This window comes from Neoroseomonas eburnea, from assembly GCF_018129005.1.
GTDB classification, from domain to species: Bacteria; Pseudomonadota; Alphaproteobacteria; order Acetobacterales; family Acetobacteraceae; genus Neoroseomonas; species Neoroseomonas eburnea.
In genome coordinates this window covers 1-15817 of record NZ_JAAEDL010000012.1, presented here as the reverse complement: position 1 = coordinate 15817, position 15817 = coordinate 1, and the positions used below count along the sequence as shown (strand labels likewise).

The 15817-nt window shown below is 72.3% G+C and carries 16 protein-coding genes and 1 pseudogene; 6 read left to right on the top strand and 11 right to left on the bottom strand.

Annotation, left to right across the window (positions count from 1 at the left end; translation table 11 throughout):
- Positions 1 to 317 precede the first annotated feature (317 nt).
- The 8 genes from trpA to sppA form a co-directional block, all read right to left on the bottom strand.
- The gene (gene trpA, locus GXW74_RS13350; protein WP_211847011.1) at positions 318 to 1148 is read right to left on the bottom strand and encodes a tryptophan synthase subunit alpha; all 831 of its coding nucleotides are present in this window, start codon (positions 1146 to 1148) and stop codon (positions 318 to 320) included.
- Complete coding sequence (trpB, locus tag GXW74_RS13345) at positions 1145 to 2362, bottom strand: tryptophan synthase subunit beta (RefSeq protein WP_211847010.1); 1218 nt, start codon at positions 2360 to 2362, stop codon at positions 1145 to 1147. Before trpB ends, trpA begins: the two co-directional genes overlap by 4 nt.
- A 209-nt stretch (positions 2363 to 2571) precedes the next feature.
- On the bottom strand, positions 2572 to 3540 hold the full coding sequence (locus GXW74_RS13340; RefSeq protein WP_211847009.1) for a dienelactone hydrolase family protein: 969 nt from the start codon (positions 3538 to 3540) through the stop codon (positions 2572 to 2574).
- A 53-nt stretch (positions 3541 to 3593) separates the two neighbouring features.
- Positions 3594 to 4232, bottom strand: a complete 639-nt coding sequence (locus GXW74_RS13335; protein WP_211847008.1) for a phosphoribosylanthranilate isomerase — start codon at positions 4230 to 4232, stop codon at positions 3594 to 3596.
- A 4-nt stretch (positions 4233 to 4236) separates the two neighbouring features.
- Positions 4237 to 4950 (bottom strand): orotidine-5'-phosphate decarboxylase, encoded by a 714-nt coding sequence (pyrF, locus tag GXW74_RS13330; protein ID WP_211847007.1) that lies wholly within the window; start codon positions 4948 to 4950, stop codon positions 4237 to 4239.
- Positions 4947 to 5258 carry a lipopolysaccharide assembly protein LapA domain-containing protein gene (locus GXW74_RS13325; RefSeq protein WP_211847006.1) on the bottom strand — a complete coding sequence of 104 codons (312 nt, stop codon included), beginning with the start codon at positions 5256 to 5258 and terminating at the stop codon, positions 4947 to 4949. The genes pyrF and GXW74_RS13325 overlap by 4 nt, the downstream gene beginning before the upstream one ends.
- Positions 5259 to 5271: 13 nt before the next feature.
- Positions 5272 to 5595 carry an integration host factor subunit beta gene (ihfB, locus tag GXW74_RS13320; protein ID WP_211847005.1) on the bottom strand — a complete coding sequence of 108 codons (324 nt, stop codon included), beginning with the start codon at positions 5593 to 5595 and terminating at the stop codon, positions 5272 to 5274.
- Between the two features lie 63 nt (positions 5596 to 5658).
- The gene (sppA, locus tag GXW74_RS13315; RefSeq protein ID WP_211847004.1) at positions 5659 to 6573 is read right to left on the bottom strand and encodes a signal peptide peptidase SppA; all 915 of its coding nucleotides are present in this window, start codon (positions 6571 to 6573) and stop codon (positions 5659 to 5661) included.
- A gap of 201 nt (positions 6574 to 6774) precedes the next feature.
- Between sppA and GXW74_RS13310 the strand changes: the two genes are divergently transcribed.
- Complete coding sequence (locus GXW74_RS13310; protein ID WP_211847003.1) at positions 6775 to 7560, top strand: DUF4394 domain-containing protein; 786 nt, start codon at positions 6775 to 6777, stop codon at positions 7558 to 7560.
- 141 nt (positions 7561 to 7701) lie between these two features.
- Here GXW74_RS13310 and GXW74_RS13305 read toward each other — a convergent pair whose 3' ends face one another.
- The 3 genes from GXW74_RS13305 to GXW74_RS13295 form a co-directional block, all read right to left on the bottom strand.
- A complete protein-coding gene (locus GXW74_RS13305) occupies positions 7702 to 8628 on the bottom strand; it encodes a BKACE family enzyme (RefSeq protein ID WP_211847002.1) in 927 nt (308 codons plus the stop codon).
- A gap of 329 nt (positions 8629 to 8957) precedes the next feature.
- The gene (locus GXW74_RS13300) at positions 8958 to 10538 is read right to left on the bottom strand and encodes an ABC transporter substrate-binding protein (RefSeq protein WP_211847001.1); all 1581 of its coding nucleotides are present in this window, start codon (positions 10536 to 10538) and stop codon (positions 8958 to 8960) included.
- A 71-nt stretch (positions 10539 to 10609) separates the two neighbouring features.
- Entirely contained in the window at positions 10610 to 11284 is a 675-nt protein-coding gene (locus tag GXW74_RS13295; protein ID WP_211847000.1) for a substrate-binding domain-containing protein, read from the bottom strand.
- 115 nt (positions 11285 to 11399) lie between these two features.
- Between GXW74_RS13295 and GXW74_RS13290 the strand changes: the two genes are divergently transcribed.
- From GXW74_RS13290 to GXW74_RS13270, 5 genes and pseudogenes are all read left to right on the top strand, one after another.
- Complete coding sequence (locus tag GXW74_RS13290) at positions 11400 to 13073, top strand: M3 family oligoendopeptidase (protein ID WP_211846999.1); 1674 nt, start codon at positions 11400 to 11402, stop codon at positions 13071 to 13073.
- 351 nt (positions 13074 to 13424) lie between these two features.
- Positions 13425 to 13721: a hypothetical protein gene (locus GXW74_RS28770; protein ID WP_408903872.1), complete on the top strand. Its 297-nt coding sequence runs from the start codon at positions 13425 to 13427 to the stop codon at positions 13719 to 13721.
- A 311-nt stretch (positions 13722 to 14032) separates the two neighbouring features.
- Positions 14033 to 14779 carry a MotA/TolQ/ExbB proton channel family protein gene (locus GXW74_RS13280; protein WP_246523306.1) on the top strand — a complete coding sequence of 249 codons (747 nt, stop codon included), beginning with the start codon at positions 14033 to 14035 and terminating at the stop codon, positions 14777 to 14779.
- 5 nt (positions 14780 to 14784) lie between these two features.
- Positions 14785 to 15228 carry an ExbD/TolR family protein gene (locus tag GXW74_RS13275; protein WP_211846997.1) on the top strand — a complete coding sequence of 148 codons (444 nt, stop codon included), beginning with the start codon at positions 14785 to 14787 and terminating at the stop codon, positions 15226 to 15228.
- 3 nt (positions 15229 to 15231) lie between these two features.
- A pseudogene (locus GXW74_RS13270) lies at positions 15232 to 15817 on the top strand (hypothetical protein); the annotation flags it as partial.

Here is a 15817-nt window from a genome sequence, read left to right as displayed (position 1 = left end):
CGGAGAGGGGCTTTGCCCCTCTCCGGACCTCTCCCCGCCAAAGGCCGAAAGGCCTTTGGAAACCGTCACCTGGTGCTGGGCAGGGCGGGAAGTTCGCAGCGACCAAGCAAGCGCCGCGCCCGGAGCCCGGCGCTCCTTGCGGGCGCTGTGCCCGCGGCGCGCTTCTTCATGCCGGCGCGGCAGTCAAGCCCGGCACCAGGCATCGGCAGGTCCAGGGTGCCCTGCACCCTGGCGGGGTGAGGTTTGGAGAGGGGCCCTGCCCCTCTCCGATCAACAGCGCCAGAAGATCGCGCGCGTGGGGCCGCGCTCCTCCGCCGTCACGCCGCCTTCTTCACCCCGCGCACCGCCTCCGACAGCGCCCGCACCTGGTCCAGCACCTTGCGCACCGTGTCCGGCTTCGCGCGCCCCTGTTCGTCCAGGCTGCCGGCGAGCGCATCCACCAATGCCGTGCCGACCACCGCGCCATCCGCGATGCGCGCGGCCTCGGCGGCCTGTTCCGGTGTGCGGATGCCGAAGCCGATGCAGATCGGCAGTTCGGTGTGCCGGCGCAGGCGCGGGATGGCGGCGGTCAGGTCGGCGCCGCTCGCACTCTTCGTCCCGGTGATGCCGGTGATCGACACGTAGTAGACGAAGCCAGAGGTCGCGGAGAGCACCCGCGGCAGGCGGCTGTCGTCCGTCGTCGGCGCGATCAGGCGGATCAGGTCGAGGCCGTTCGCCTTGGCCTGCGGCTCGATCTCGTCCGCTTCCTCGGGCGGCACGTCCACCACGATCAGCCCATCGACGCCGGAGGCCGCGGCATCGTTGCAGAAGCTGTCGACGCCGTAGGAAAGGATGGGGTTGAAGTAGCCCATCAGCACGATCGGCGTCGCCGCGTTCTCCTTGCGGAAGTCCCGCACCAGGGCGAGCACGCCGGCGAGCGTCGCGCCCGCCTTCAGCGCCCGCAGCCCGCCCTTCTGGATCGACGGTCCGTCGGCCATCGGGTCGGTGAAGGGCACGCCGATCTCGATCACATCCGCCCCCGCGCCAGGCAGGCCGCGCAGGATGGCGAGCGAGGTCGCCGGATCGGGGTCGTAGCCTTCGAGGAAGGTGACGAGCGCGCCGCGCCCTTCGGCCTTCAGCGCGGCGAAGCGCGTCGCGATGCGGCTCACAGCTTGACCCCGAGGTGATGCGCCACGGTGAAGATGTCCTTGTCGCCGCGGCCGGAGAGATTCAGCACCACGATCGCATCCTTCGGCAGGCCGGGGGCGAGCTTCATGACATGCGCGAGTCCATGCGCCGATTCCAGCGCGGGGATGATGCCTTCGAGCTTCGAGCAGAGCTGGAAGGCTTCCAGCGCCTCGTCGTCGGTGGCGGTCACGTAGTTCACGCGGCCGGCCTCGTGCAGCCAGGAGTGCTCGGGCCCGATGCCGGGGTAGTCGAGCCCGGCGCTGATCGAATGCGCCTCCTGGATCTGGCCGTCGCCATCCTGCAGCAGATAGGTGCGGTTGCCGTGCAGCACACCGGGGCGGCCGCGGGTGATGGAGGCCGCATGCTCCTCGGTGTCCACGCCGCGGCCGGCGGCCTCGACGCCGTACATCGCGACCCCCTTGTCGTCGAGGAAGGGGTGGAACAGCCCCATGGCGGAGGACCCGCCGCCCACCGCGCAGACCAGCGCATCGGGCAGCCGCCCTTCGGCAGCGAGGATCTGCTGCTTCGTCTCGTCGCCGATCACGCACTGGAAGTCGCGCACCATCGCCGGATAGGGGTGTGGCCCCGCGACGGTGCCGATGCAGTAGTAGGTGTCCTCCACATTCGCGACCCAGTGGCGCAGCGCCTCGTTCATCGCGTCCTTCAGCGTTGCGGCGCCGGAGGTGACGGATTCCACCTCCGCCCCCAGCAGCTTCATGCGGAACACGTTCGGCTGCTGGCGGGCGACGTCGGTCGCGCCCATGAAGACCGTGCAGGGCAGGTCGAACAGCGCGCAGGCGGTGGCGGTGGCCACGCCATGCTGGCCCGCCCCGGTCTCCGCGATGATGCGCGTCTTGCCCATCTTCTTCGCGAGCAGGATCTGCCCCAGCACCGCGTTGATCTTGTGCGCGCCGGTGTGATTCAGCTCCTCGCGCTTGAAGTAGACCTTCGCACCGCCGAGGTGCGCGGTCATGCGCTCCGCGAGCCAGAGCGGGGAGGGCCGGCCCACATAATCCTTCAGCAGCCGCCGCCACTCCGCCAGGAAGGCGGCATCGTTCTTCGCCGCCTCGTAGGCCTGCTCGACCTCGAGGATGAGCGGCATCAGCGTCTCGGCGACGAAGCGGCCGCCGAACTGGCCGAAACGGCCGCGGCCGTCGGGGCCCTGGCGGAAGGAATTGGGCAGAGGCTGGTTCAAGGTGCTCTCTCGGCGTCCCGGGAAAGAGGGTCGTTTAGCGGAAGGGGCCGCGGGCGGCCATAGGTGTGAAGGAAGGTCGGGGGAGGGGAACCTCCCCCGATCCCCATCCCTTCCTTGGGAATCCGGGGCACTACGGCGCCGCGGGCGCAGCATGACGGTTACCAAAGAAGAAGGGGGGCTCGGGGGGAATTCCTTCCCCCCGACCTTTCCTACCGCACCCGCACGTCGATCACATGCTGCCGCATATGGCCCGCGACCTCGCCCACCGCGCGCCCACGCAGCGCGGCATCGCCCTGCGTCTCGGTGCCCAGCGTCCGGCAGGCCTGGCGGCTCCGCACATAGGCCGCGAGCGTCGCGTCATTCGCGCCGGCGCGGAACAGCGAGATGCCCGAGATGCCCGAGGCGCGTTCCCGCCACAGCCCGTCCGGCCCCTGCTGCCAGACGCAGCGGGTGATGTTCTCGCCCTGCGGGTCGGCGCGCACCGGCCCCGGCGGGTCGTCGAAGCCGTGGCGCGCGTTGCGGTAGGTGTTGACCGTCACGTTCCCGCCCGCCGCGCGCAGGTAGGAGCCGAGATCGTCGCAGGGCGCCTTGCCCGTGCGGTTGTCGCGGTCCGCCACGATGATCAGGATCGGCCGCCGGCCGGTGTCGCGGTTGCCCAGGCGATAGCCGCATTCCGGCGTGACCGCCGCGACGGCGAGGAATCGCGCCGCATTGGCCGGGCGCCCCTGCTGCACCGCCGTATGCGCGGCGAGCAGCACGCCGCCGCCGCCACCTTCGCCGAAGCCCACCAGCCCGACGCGGCGCCGGTCGATCCGCGGATGTTCCGTCGCCTTGTCGAGCGCGCCATAGGCATCGAGCGCGAAATCCAGTGCCGTCACCCAGGCGCGTTCCGACGGCGGCCGCGACACGTCGATGCTGCGGGAGGAATAGTGGTCGAGCACCAGCACCGCCGCACCGGCGCCCTTCAGGGCATTGACGTAGTCGTTGAGCTGCGCGTCGCGCTTGCCCCGCACGTCATGGGAGACGATGACCAGCGGCACGCGCTCGGTTCCCTCGGGCAGCCAGAGTTCGGCGCCCATCGGCTGCCCGCCGGAGCCTGTATAGGTGAAAGGGTCCGGCCGCGGCCCGCTGGCGCAGGCGGCGAGCAACAGGACAAGGAGCAGCGGCAGCAGGCGCATCAGTCGTTCCTCCGGCGGGACGGCGCCACGCTGGGCCGGCGCCCCGGCGTGCGTCAACCCTTCGCGGCGGCAACGAAGGCGCGGATCAGCGCCGGGTCCTTCACCCCCCGCGTGCGTTCGACACCGGAGGAGACATCCACCCCCGGCGCGCCCGCGGTCCGAATCGCCTCCGCCACATTGCCCGCCGTCAGCCCGCCCGCCAGCAGCCAGGGGCGCGGAATGGCGCGGCCGGCCATCAGGCGCCACTCGAAGGGCTGGGCGTTGCCGCCCGGCAGCGGGCCGCCAGGCGGCGGCCGCGCATCGAAGAGGAAGCGGTCCACCACCGGCGCGAAGGCGGCGACGGAGGCGAAGTCGGCTTCCTCCGCGATGCCGAGCGCCTTCATCACCGGCACGCCGAAGCGGGCGCGAATCGCGGCGGCGCGGTCCGGCGTCTCCTCGCCATGGAGCTGGATCAGGCCGAGCGACACCCCGGCGAGCGCGGCCGCGATCTCGTCATCGGTCGGATCGACGAAAAGCCCGACCCGCACCGGGCCGCCGGCATGGCGCGCCGAGAGCGCGCCCGCTTCCGCCGGTGTCACCGCGCGGGGGGAGGGTGGGAAGAAGACGAAGCCGATCAGGTCGGCGCCCGCATCGATGGCGGCGTCGAGGCCCTCGGCACTACGGATGCCGCAGATCTTGACCTCGACCGGCACGGGATCAGCCCGGGATCGAGGCGGCGATGGCGGCCGCCGTGGCGGCCGGATCCGCCGCGCCGGTGATCGGCCGGCCGACGACGATCCAGTCGGCGCCGGCGGCGACCGCCTCGGCCGGGGTGGCGACCCGTGCCTGGTCGCCCACGGCGCTGCCGGCCGGCCGCACGCCCGGCACCACCAGTGCCGGTCCGGGACCGAGTTCCGCCCGGAGCAGCGCCGCTTCCTGCGGACTGCACACCAGCCCGTCGGCGCCGGCGCCGACGGCCATCCTCGCCAGTCGCAGCACCTGCGCGGCGGGCGCGTCCGCCACGCCGGTCGCAGCCAACGCCGCGGCATCCATGCTGGTCAGCACCGTGACGGCGAGCAGCAGCGGGCGGTCCGCACCGGCCTTCTCCGCCTCGGTCCGCGCGGCGGCGAGCATCGCCGGGCCGCCGCCGGCATGCAGCGTGACCATCGCGGGGCGCAGCGGCAGCAGGGAACGCAGCGCGCCCGCCACCGTGTTCGGAATGTCGTGCAGCTTCACATCGAGGAAGACGGGCGCATGCCGCGCGATGGCCGTGACCGCCGGCCCGCCAGCGGCGCAAAACAGCTCGAGCCCCACCTTCAGCAGGCCGCAATGCCCGCTGAGGGAGGCTGCCATGGCCTCCGCCCGTGTGAGGTCGCCGGTGTCGAGCGCCGGGATGACCCGGGCGGCGCTGTCCGAAGGCTTGGCGATCACGTGGCCGGCCCCGCCAGCCGGTCCGCAGCGGCGGCCTTCTCCAGGTCGTGGATGCGGTCGAGTTCCTTCTGCAGGGCCTCCGCGCGCCGCCGTGCCGACCAGCCGCGCCGTCGCGCCGGCAGGTCCGCGATCCAGACGATCGCCGCCCCGAGCAGGAAGGCGAAGGCCGCCGGCACCAGCACCGCGAGGGAGAGCGGCGCCGTCCAGGTGATGTCGAAGGGCCAGAGGCGGAGGTCGACCGCCTGTCGGTTCGACAGCGCGAAGAGCACCACCACGGCGGCCAGCGGGACGAAGAGGATCAGGCGCATGGGCGCCTCCCTATCAGGCCGAGGCCCGCGCCGCCACTCGCCGCTGCGCCGCCGGGCCGGCCTTGTTGATGCGTTCGCGCAGTTCCTTGCCCGGCTTGAAGTAGGGCACCGACTTGGCCGAGACCTCCACCGCTTCCCCGGTACGGGGGTTGCGGCCGGTGCGCGGGTCCCGCGCCTTGGTCGAGAAGGCGCCGAAGCCGCGCAGTTCGACCCTGTCGCCACGGGCCAGCGCGGCCGTGATCTCATCGAAGATCGTGGTGACGATCAACTCCACGTCAGGCTGGCGCAGGTGCGGATTGGCGCCTGCGAGATGCGCGATCAACTCGGATTTCGTCATGCTGGCCTTCCCCCGGGCGCGGCCTGGACCAGCCACGGCGCCATGAGCGCACTAGAGCTATGTTCAGCGCGAAGGCTGCCAAACGGCGCGGGGGGCGTCAACGCCAAGCCATTCCGAAAAAAGGCTTTTCATCACCGATTCGGTGGCGGAGGTGAGCAGGCGCTCCGCCGTGCCGCGAGTCTCGACGTCCCGCACGGGCAGGCCCTCCGGGACCGCGCGCTCGGCGGCGAGCCAGGCGCGCGCTTCCGGTTCGCCGCCTATGGCATCCACCAGCCCTGCTTCCAGCGCCTGGCGGCCGGTGAAGACGCGACCGTCTGCCAGGGCGCGGGCGCGGGTGGGTTCCATGTGACGCCCGGCGGCGACCATGGCGACAAACTGCGCATGCAGATCCTGGATCACGCGCTCCATCGCCGCGCGGCCTTCCTCGGTCAGCGGGCGGAACAGGCTCGGCTGGTCCTTGAGCGGGCCGGAGGTGAAGATCTGCGGCCGCACGCCGAGGCGCTCCAGCAGTTCAGACGCCTCGAAGGATTGCAGCAGGACGCCGATCGAGCCGGTCACGGTCGATTCGCGGGCAATGATGCGATGCGCAGGCAGTGCCGCCATGTAGCCGGCCGAGGCGGCGGTGGCGCCCATCACCGCCACCACCGGCTTGCGCTCGGCGAAGCGGCGCAGGGCGGCGTGCAGCGCCTCGCCACCCGCCATGGTGCCGCCGGGGCTGTCGATGGCGATGATCAGGGCGCGGACCGCGGCGTTCTTCGCCGCCTCCTCCAGCGCCGCGATGACGCGGCGGTCCTCGGTGATGAAGCCGGAGACGGGCAGCCGCAGCACATGGGCCGCGCCGGGCAGCACCTGTCCGCCGCGCAGCCCGGCGAGCACCGCCAGGATGCCGAAGACCGAGAGGATGGCGAGCGCCCGCCACAGCGTCAGGCGGCGGCGCAGCCGGCGGCGGTCGGCGAGGAGGTCGGCATCGAGGGACATTCCGCCTCAATGGCGATCCGCGGCGGGCCGGGCAAGAGGCGAGGGTGCATTGCTTCCGGCACCGACAGGGGAAACGGGTGGCGGCCCCGGCCTCACGGTCGCGACACCGTGATCGGACTGCTGCATCCGGCATGCCCTTCGCCCCGTAAGGCGGTCAGCGGGGTCGTTGGCGGCCTCGCCCTGACATGGAGAGACACCGCCATGACGACCACGCTTCGCCTCGCGCTTGCCGCCTGCGGCATGATCGCAGCCGTCCAGGCTGCCGGCGCCACGACGCTCCTGGGCCTGACCGCCGACAATGCGCTGCTGCGCATCGACAGCGAGACGCGCCGCGCCTCGGCGCCGATGCGCATCACCGGCACCGACGGTCGCGTGCTGGGCATCGACCAGCGCCCGCAGGATGGCCGCCTCTACGGCGTGACCGAGCGCGGCCAGATCGTGGCCATCGACCCCGCCACCGGCCGCGCGACCCAGGTCAGCCGGCTGAACACCGAATTCCAGTCGGGCGGTCGCGCCACGGTGGACTTCAACCCGGTCGCCAATCGCCTGCGCGTCATGGGCGTGAGTGGGGCGAACCTGCGCGTGAACGTCGACACCGGGGAAGCGGTGCGGGACGGCACGCTGAAATACGCAGCGGGCACGCCCTTCGCCGAGACGCCGCCGCGGATCGTCGCGGGCGCCTACACCAACAGCATCGCCGGCATGCAGGCGACGGCGCTCTACACCATCGACACGCTGACGCGGAGCTTCAACCTGCAGGCGCCGCCGAATGACGGCGTGCAGCAGCCGCGCGGCGAGGTGGCACCGACGCTGCCGCCGGGCGTCGCCTTCGACATCCTGGCCGATGGACAGGGTGGCAACACCGGCTTCCTGCTGGCCGGCGCCGCGCTGCATCGCGTGAACCTCGAGACCGGCGCGGCGACCGTGATCGGTACGGTGGCCGGCCTGCCGAACATCGAGGTGATCGACATCGCCGCGATGCGGTGATCGCGCCGGCAGCGCCGACGAGGTCATCTCCTCCTCGCCGCCGCCGGCCCGCGGGGGGAAACGCCCGGGCCGCGCCCGCATCGCGCAGGTCGCGCAGGATGCGGGCGCGGTCGTGTCCAGCCGCGCCAGCGCCGCGGCGCGTCAGAACCCGACCAGGTCGCCGCCCTTCAGCTTCAGCATCGCGCGCGCCTCGGCCGGGGTCGCGATCTCCAGCGACAATTCCTCGAGGATGCGGCGGATCTTCGCCACCTGTTCGGCATTGGACGTCGCCGCCTTGCCCTTGCCGATCCACAAGCTGTCCTCCAGCCCGACGCGGACATTGCCGCCCATCATCCCCGCCATGGTGACGAAGGGCATCTGATGCCGCCCGGCCGCCAGCACGGACCACACATAGTCCTTGCCGAACAGGCGGTCGGCCGTCTCCTTCATGAACATCAGGTTGCGGTGCTCGGCGCCGATGCCGCCGAGGATGCCGAAGATCGTCTGGGTGAACAGCGGCGGCTCCACCACCTTGCGGTCCAGCATGTGCGCCAGGTTGTAGAGGTGGCCGATGTCGTAGCATTCGAACTCGAAGCGCGTGCCGTGCCCCTTGCCCAGGCGCTCGACGATCTGCTCGATGTCCTGGAAGGTGTTGCGGAAGATGAAGTTCGTCGTGCCCTCCAGGTAGGGCTTTTCCCACTCGTGCTTGAAGTGCTTCACGCGCGCGGCGGACGGCGCGATGTTGAAGTTCATCGAGCCCATGTTGAGGCTGCACATCTCGGGCTTGGCCAGCAGCGGCGCGGCGAGCCGCTCGTCCACCGTCATGCCGAGGCCGCCGCCGGTGGTGATGTTGATGACCGCGTCGGTGGACTGCTTGATCACCGGCAGGAACTGCATGAACACCGCCGGATCGGGCGTCGGGCGGCCGTCGATCGGGTCGCGCGCGTGCAGGTGGATGATGGAGGCGCCAGCCTCGGCTGCGGCGATGGACTGCTCGGCGATCTCCTGCGGCGTGATGGGCAGGTGGTCCGACATCGACGGCGTGTGGATCGCGCCGGTGACGGCGCAGGTGATGATGACCTTGGACATGCGGGTTCCTCCGACGCTGGGGGACGATCCTGCCCGTGCGGAAGCCGCGCCGGAAGGGGGGCCGGGCTGGGAGGGCCCTGCCCTCCCCGAAACCCCACCCGCCGGAGGCCGAAGGGCCTCAGGGCCCGTTTGAATGCGCGCCTCGCGGCGCGTTTCCGGGGCCGGCACCGGCCCGCACCCCCACCCCGTCACCCATTCCAGCATACTGACGTGGGTGGCCGGATGGCTGCGTGGCTCCCACCAACCGTTCGTGCATCGGGCCACAAGGGCCTTACGCCTTGGCGGGGAGAGGTCCGGGGAGAGGCGGCGCGCCACTCCGGGTCCCGCCATCAGCGCACCACGCCGAGCGACATCGCCAGCGTGTACTCGTCCGACCGCGCCTCGTAGGTCAGCCCGCGCCGCGTCGCCCAGATGTTCACCTGGTGGTGGATCGGCAGCACCGGCGCATCCTGCATGGCGATCCGCATGGCTTCGCGCCACAGGCGCTGCCGTTCGCCCGCATCCATCGACACCACGGCGCGCGAGTAGATCGCGTCCACCGCCGGGTTGGAATACCCGTGCCGGTTCACCGTGCCCCAGCCCCGGGAGCGGTCCTCCGTCAGCAGCACCGGGGCGAAGATGTTGTTCGGCTCATGGGCCGAGGACTGCCAACCGGTCAGCGCCGCCGAATAGGCCCGCTGGGCGGAGCGCGGGAAGAACATGTTCGACGGGATCGCCTCGACGCGGACGCGGATGCCGATGCGCTGCCAGTACTGCGCGACCGCCTGGAGCACGCGTTCGTCGTTCACGTAGCGGTCGTTCGGGCCGGCGAAGACGAGGGTGAAGCCCTGCCCCCAGCCCGCTTCCGCCAGCAGGGCGCGGGCGCGCGCGGGGTCATGCGGATCTGGCTTCAGCTCGGGATCGGCGACACCGAGGCCCACCGCCTGCATCTGCCCCGCCGGCACGGACTGGCCTTCCATGATGTTCCGCCGGATCGTCTCCCGGTCGATGGCGAGGGAGAGCGCGCGGCGCACGCGCGCATCCTTGAGCGGGTTGCGCTCCATCGGCTGGCCGTCGAGATCCGCGACGCCCGGCGAGGCATCGCGCGAGACGTCGAGCGAGATGTAGATCAGCCGCGTCCCCGGGCTGCGCCAGATGGAGATGTTGGCGTCGCGTTCCAGCATCGCCATGTCGCGCGGCGGCACCAGCTCGATGAGCTGCACGTCGCCGGCGCGCAATGCGGCGACGCGCGCGCTGTCATTGGCGATGACGCGGAAGGTGACGCGGGAGAAGGGGGAAGCCGTGCCGCGCCAGGCGGGGTTGCGTTCCAGCACCACGCGCTCCCCCTGGGTGTAGGAGGCCAGGCGGTACTGGCCCGAGCCGATGGCGGCGCGGCCGGCGTTGAAGTCCTGCGTCGTCGCCTCCCGCGCGATGCGCTCGGGCACGATCATCAGCGGCGGGATGTTCTCCGGCAGCAGCGGCGCGGGGCCGCTCGTCAGCAGGCGGACCGTGCGCGGCCCGACGGCTTCCACCGCGCGCACCTGGTTGGTGTAGATGGTCAGTCGCCCCGGGCTGTTCGGCACGTTGGGCAGCCGGGCGATGGTCGCCGCGACGTCGGCGGCGGTGACCGGCTGGCCATCGGAGAAGCGCGCATCCGGATGCAGGTGGAAGTCCCAGCCCAGCCCGTCGGGCAGCATCTCCCACCGTTCGGCGAGGGCGGCAATGGTGCGGCTCTGCGCGTCGCGCCAGACCAGCGGTTCGAAGACGTGCTGCTGCACCATGAAGGACGGCGAATGCGCGAAGAAGTGCGGGTCGAAACTGGCCGGCGGAGCGCCGAGGGCGATCGTCACCTCCTGCCCCGGCGCCTGCGCCCCGGCGGCGAGCGGGGCAAGCGTGACAAGGGCTGCGAGCAGGGCGCTGCGTCGGTGCATGAACTCCTCCCCCCGTATGGTTGCCAGGAGGCTAGGCCGTGTGATGCGACCGGGTCACGCGCAAAAAAGGATCAGCCCGGCGCGTCGAGGCCCTTGCCGCGCAACGCCGCCGGCGTGCACAGCCGCGCCACCGCTTCGAGCAGCGCCGTGCCGCCCGCCGCGCCGATGAAGGCGGCGCCGGAGAACACCGCGACAGTCTGCGCGCCCTCGGGCAGCGGGCCGACGATGTCGATGCCCGGCACTTCCATCAACTCGCTGATCTGCTGGAAGGCGATCGCCGCCTCGCCGGTCAGCAGCTTCTCCGCCGTGAAGCCCTGCGGGATGACGATCGCCTTGGCGTCGACCTGGTCGGCGATGCCGAGCCGCTCGACAAGCCCGGCGAAGAAGATGCCGCTGGCGCCGGCGCGCGAGTAGCAGAGCGACGGCACCGCCAGCAGCGTTCGCCGCAGCGCCTCGACATCCGAGATGTCGGGCCGCGGCGCACCGGCCTTCACCGCCATCCCGACCCGCGAATGCGCGAGCGCACGCGCCGTCATGCCGTCCAGCACGCCCTCGGCAGAGAGTGCGGCGATCGCCTCGGCGGTCAGCACCGCGGCGTCGGCGCGCTCGCCCGCGCGGATGCGCGCTTCCAGCGTCCTGGTCGGCGCCAGGTCCACCTGCACGGGCGCGCCGAGCGCCGCCTCGAGCGCCGGCGCGGCCTCCCGCAGCAGGCCGGCGAGGGCGAGGGTGGACATCAGTCTCGGCATGGCATCCTCCGGCCGCCGAGGGTGGCCGCATCGGCGCGCCGCGTCCACCGGGCGCTTGACGCTGCGCGGGCCGTGGCGCGAGGTGGCCTGCGAACCCGTGCCCGAGGCCCCCGCAATGACCCTTCGCTTCGCCGAGATCGCCGCACCCCGACCGGACAGGGAAAGCCTGGCCGCCGCGCACGCCGCCATCGATGCGCGGCTCGATGCCGGCGACCGCGCCGGCGCGCTGGCGATGTGGGACGCGGCGCGGCGCAGCTACGAGACCTGGTCCGCGCTGGTGCACCTGAAGTTTGCGCAGGACACCACCGACCAGGCGGCGGTCGCCGACCGCGAATACGCCGATGCGCTCGCCCCCGAGGCGGCGACGCATGAGACCGCGCTGAAACGCCGCCTGCTGGCCGATGGCGACCGCGCGGGGCTAGAGGCGCTGGCCGGGCGGCACGCCGTCGCGCTGTGGGAGACCGACATCACCGCCTTCGACCCTGCCATCGCCGCCGAGACCGAGGAGGAATCACGCCTCTGCGCCCGCTACACCGCGCTGCTCGCCGGCGCGCGGGTGTCGGTGCGAGGGCAGGAGGTGAACCTCGCCGGCCTCACCCCCTTCGCCGAGGATCCGGACCGCGACATCCGCCACGAGGCCGAGGCCGCGCGCTGGTCCTTCTTCGCCGCCAACGGGGAGGAACTGGACTCGATCTACGACCAGCTCGTGCATCTGCGCAGCGGCATGGCGCGCAAGCTCGGCGATGCCGGCTTCACGCCGCTGGCCTATCGCCGCATGCGCCGGCTCGACTACGGGCCGGCGGATGTCGCGCGATACCGGGAAGCGGTGGCGCGGCACGTCACGCCGCTCGTCGCGCGCATCCTCGAACAGCGCCGCGCGACGCATGGCTGGGACCGCCTGCACTACTGGGACGAGGCGCTCATCGACCCCGCCGGAAACCCGAAGCCGGCCGGTGACCACGACACGCTGGTGATGGCCGCGCAGGAGATGTTCGCGCGCATGGACGCGCGCATGTCGGACTTCTACGCCATGATGCGGGAGGGCGGCTTCCTCGACCTGAAGAACCGCCCGGGCAAGGCGGGCGGGGGCTTCTGCACCGCCTTCCCCACCACCGGCGCGCCCTTCATCTTCGCCAACTTCAACGGCACCCACAACGACATCGGCGTCTTCACCCACGAGATGGGCCACGCCTTCCAGTGCTGGGAAAGCCGGCACCAGCCGGGCGTGGACTATCTGTGGCCGACCATGGAGGCGGCGGAGATCCACTCCATGGGCCTCGAATACCTCACGCATCCGCATATGGGGCTGCTGGTGGAGGATGGCGCGGCGGAACGCTACCGGCACATGCACCTGATCTCGGCGCTGGCCTTCCTGCCCTACGGCGTCTGCGTCGATCACTTCCAGCACGAGGTCTACGCCCGTCCGGACGCGACTCCCGCCGAACGCCATGCGATCTGGCAGCGGCTGGAAAGGCTCTACATGCCATGGAGCGACTACGGCGACCTCGCCCATGCCGCGAAGGGCGGGCGCTGGCAGGCGAAGCAGCACATCTACAACTCGCCCTTCTACTATATCGACTACACGCTGGCGCTGTGCTGCGCGCTGCAGTTCTGGCTTTGGGCGCGGCGCGACGCGGCCGGCGCGCTCGATGCCTACGTGGCGCTGTGCGGGCGCGGCGGCTCGATGCCGTTCCAGGGGCTGGTGGCCTCGGCGGGGCTGACCTCCCCCTTCAGCCCGGGGGCGCTGGAGGCGGCGGTGGCGGAGGCTGCCTCGGTGCTGGGCGTCTAATGCCCCGGGTCCGACGTCCGGCGGAGGTTGGCCTCAGGACACCAGCCTTCATTTTCGGTGGCCTGCTCGTCCGCTTCTTTCGTCCGACATCCGGCGGACTTCGCGAGCAGGACACCAGCGTCTCGTTCGCTTCGCACACCTGAGATCCGGCGCGTCTTGCGGGGAACACACTCGGGATCGGGCGGGCGTCGCGCCCTCGAACGCCCCCGCCGGGGGCAGGCTCCCCGGATCTGCGGATTGCCGGTATCGGTTGTCGAGAGGCCAACGGTCCTTGGCGGGGGTGAGGGTGAAGGCCTGGCTCGACCTTCCTGCCGGCCGTCAACCGCGAAATGTGATCGGTAGCCCTGGCCCATGCCCGCGACAATGTTGCATTTCGCTATTGCGAAGCACTCTCAATTGCATATTCTCCGCCCCGTTCCAGCCTGGGGTTCCCCCACTATGTCGTCCTTGTACCAGGCGTCGTCCCTGGGCGCGTCTGCCAACGGTCCTGTGGGTTTCGGTCCGTCCCCGGCCCCGGCCGCGCCCGCGTTCGCGCAGGAGGGGCCGTTGGCCGCAGCGATGGTGGATCTCGCTTCCGGGCACGGGGCCCAGGTCGCCCTGACGGGCGTCGATCACAACCTTCTTCGGCCATGGGCGGAGGTGGCATGAATCCCGAATCAGTCGCGCCCGCTGCGCCTGCCGCTGCGGCCGCGCCCGCAACCCCTGCCGCACCGACCGCCGTGCCCGCCGGGACAGCGGCCCCCTCTCCGCCAGCAACGCCCACGACGCCGCCCCTGCCTGCCGGGACCGCAGACCCCGCTGCGCCGGCAATGCCGGCGGCGACCGCAACGTCCGCGGTGCCGGAAGGGCCCCCGCTCCCCGTGGCGCCGGCCGGCGGCGAAGCGGCCGCCACGGCGGCGCCCGCGCTTCCCGCCACGCCCCTCGGAACTCCGGCCGACGCGCTGGCGCCCGCGGCTTCCATGCCGGGCGCCGAATCCGTCGCGCCGATCGCGGCCGGGGCGCCGCCGATGGCCGGGGCGCCGGTGGAATCCCTCGCCCACGCGCCGGACCTCTCCATCCTCGGCCTGGTGCTGCAGGCCGGGCCGGTGGTGCAGGGCGTGATGGCCGCGCTGGTGCTTGCCTCGATCGTGTGCTGGGCGATCATGATCGAGAAGGCGATCCTGCTCGGCCAGTTGCAGCGCGAGGTCCGCCGCCTCGCCGATGCCGGCGACCCGGCGGCAGCGAACGGGGAGGGGCTCGCGGCCCGCGTGCAGCGCGCCGCGGCGCGCGAATGGGCGGAAGGGCGCGACCACGGCGAGAGCCGCGGCGAATACCGCGAGCGGATCGAGCGCGCGATGCGCGAGACGCTGGCCGGGACGCTCCGCCGGGCGCAGACCGGCACGGCCTTCCTCGCCACCACCGGCGCGGTCGGACCCTTCGTCGGGCTGTTCGGCACGGTCTGGGGCATCATGGGCTCCTTCCAGGGCATCGCGCAGGCGCACGACACCTCGCTCGCCGTGGTGGCGCCGGGCATCGCGGAGGCGCTGCTCGCCACCGCGATCGGCCTGTTCGCCGCGATCCCGGCGGTGATCGGCTATAACCGCATCGCCCGCCGCGTGGCGGGGCTGCGCGCCGATGCGCTCGCCGCCATCGCCGCGACGGGCGCGCGGCTGTCCGGCCGGCCGCCACGTGGCGGCGTGGCTGCCACCCCCCGTGCCGCGGAGTAGGTCCCATGGCATTCTCCATGGGCGGGGACAGCGGCGAGGACGACGACGCCGCGCCGATGTCCGAGATCAACGTCACGCCTTTCGTGGACGTGATGCTGGTGCTGCTCATCATCTTCATGGTCGCGGCGCCGATGATGACCTCCGGCGTGCCGGTGGACCTGCCGCGCAGCGCGGCGCCGCGGGTGTCGAACCCGTCCCCGCCCGTCGTGTTGACCGTTACGCGGGACGGCGCGGTGCATATTGGTGAGGAGCGCGTGGCGGAACCGGCCCTGGCCGCCCGGCTCGCCACGATGAAGGCGGCGAACCCCGAGATCGCGGTCCATGTGCGCGGCGATCGTTCCGTACCCTACGGGGAAGTGCTGCGGATCATGGGCCGCGTGACCGCTGCGGGCATTCCGCGGGTTTCGCTGATCGCGGAGGCCGAGCCCGCCGCCGCCGGCGCACGCTGATCCATGGCCGCGCCTCTCGCGCGGGCCGGGAGGGAGCCGCTGCCCCCTGAACCGAGCCGGGAACCGGGGCAGGATACGCCGCCCTGGGGTCCGCGCCTGGTGGCCTCCGGCGTCGCGCTGCTGCTTCATGGCGGCCTGGCGGGCTTCCTCCTGCTCGTCGCCGTTTCCCCCCGCAGTCCCGCGACGCCGGAGCCGGTTCAGGTCGTCGCCGTGGTGGCCGAGCGCCCGCCCGAGGAGACCCCGGCCGCCGCCCCCGCCGAGCCGGAGCCCGCAGCCGCTCCGCAGGAAACCGCGACGCCGATCGCGGAGACGCCGCCGGAGCCCGCTCCGCCCGAGCCACCGCCGCCCGAACTGCCGCCGCCGGTGCCTGAGCCGACGCCGGAACCTCCGCCGCCCGAACCTCCGCCGCCGGAACCCGAGCCGGTGCCCGAAACTCCGCCGCCGGAGCCGCCGCCCGAGCCGCTGCCGGAACCCGAACCGCTGCCGGAGCCCCCACCCGCGCCACCGCAGCCGCAGCAGCCCCCGCCGCCGGAACCGCGCCCGGCGCCGCCCAGGCCGCGCCCGGCTGTGCGCCCCGCGCCGCCGCGGT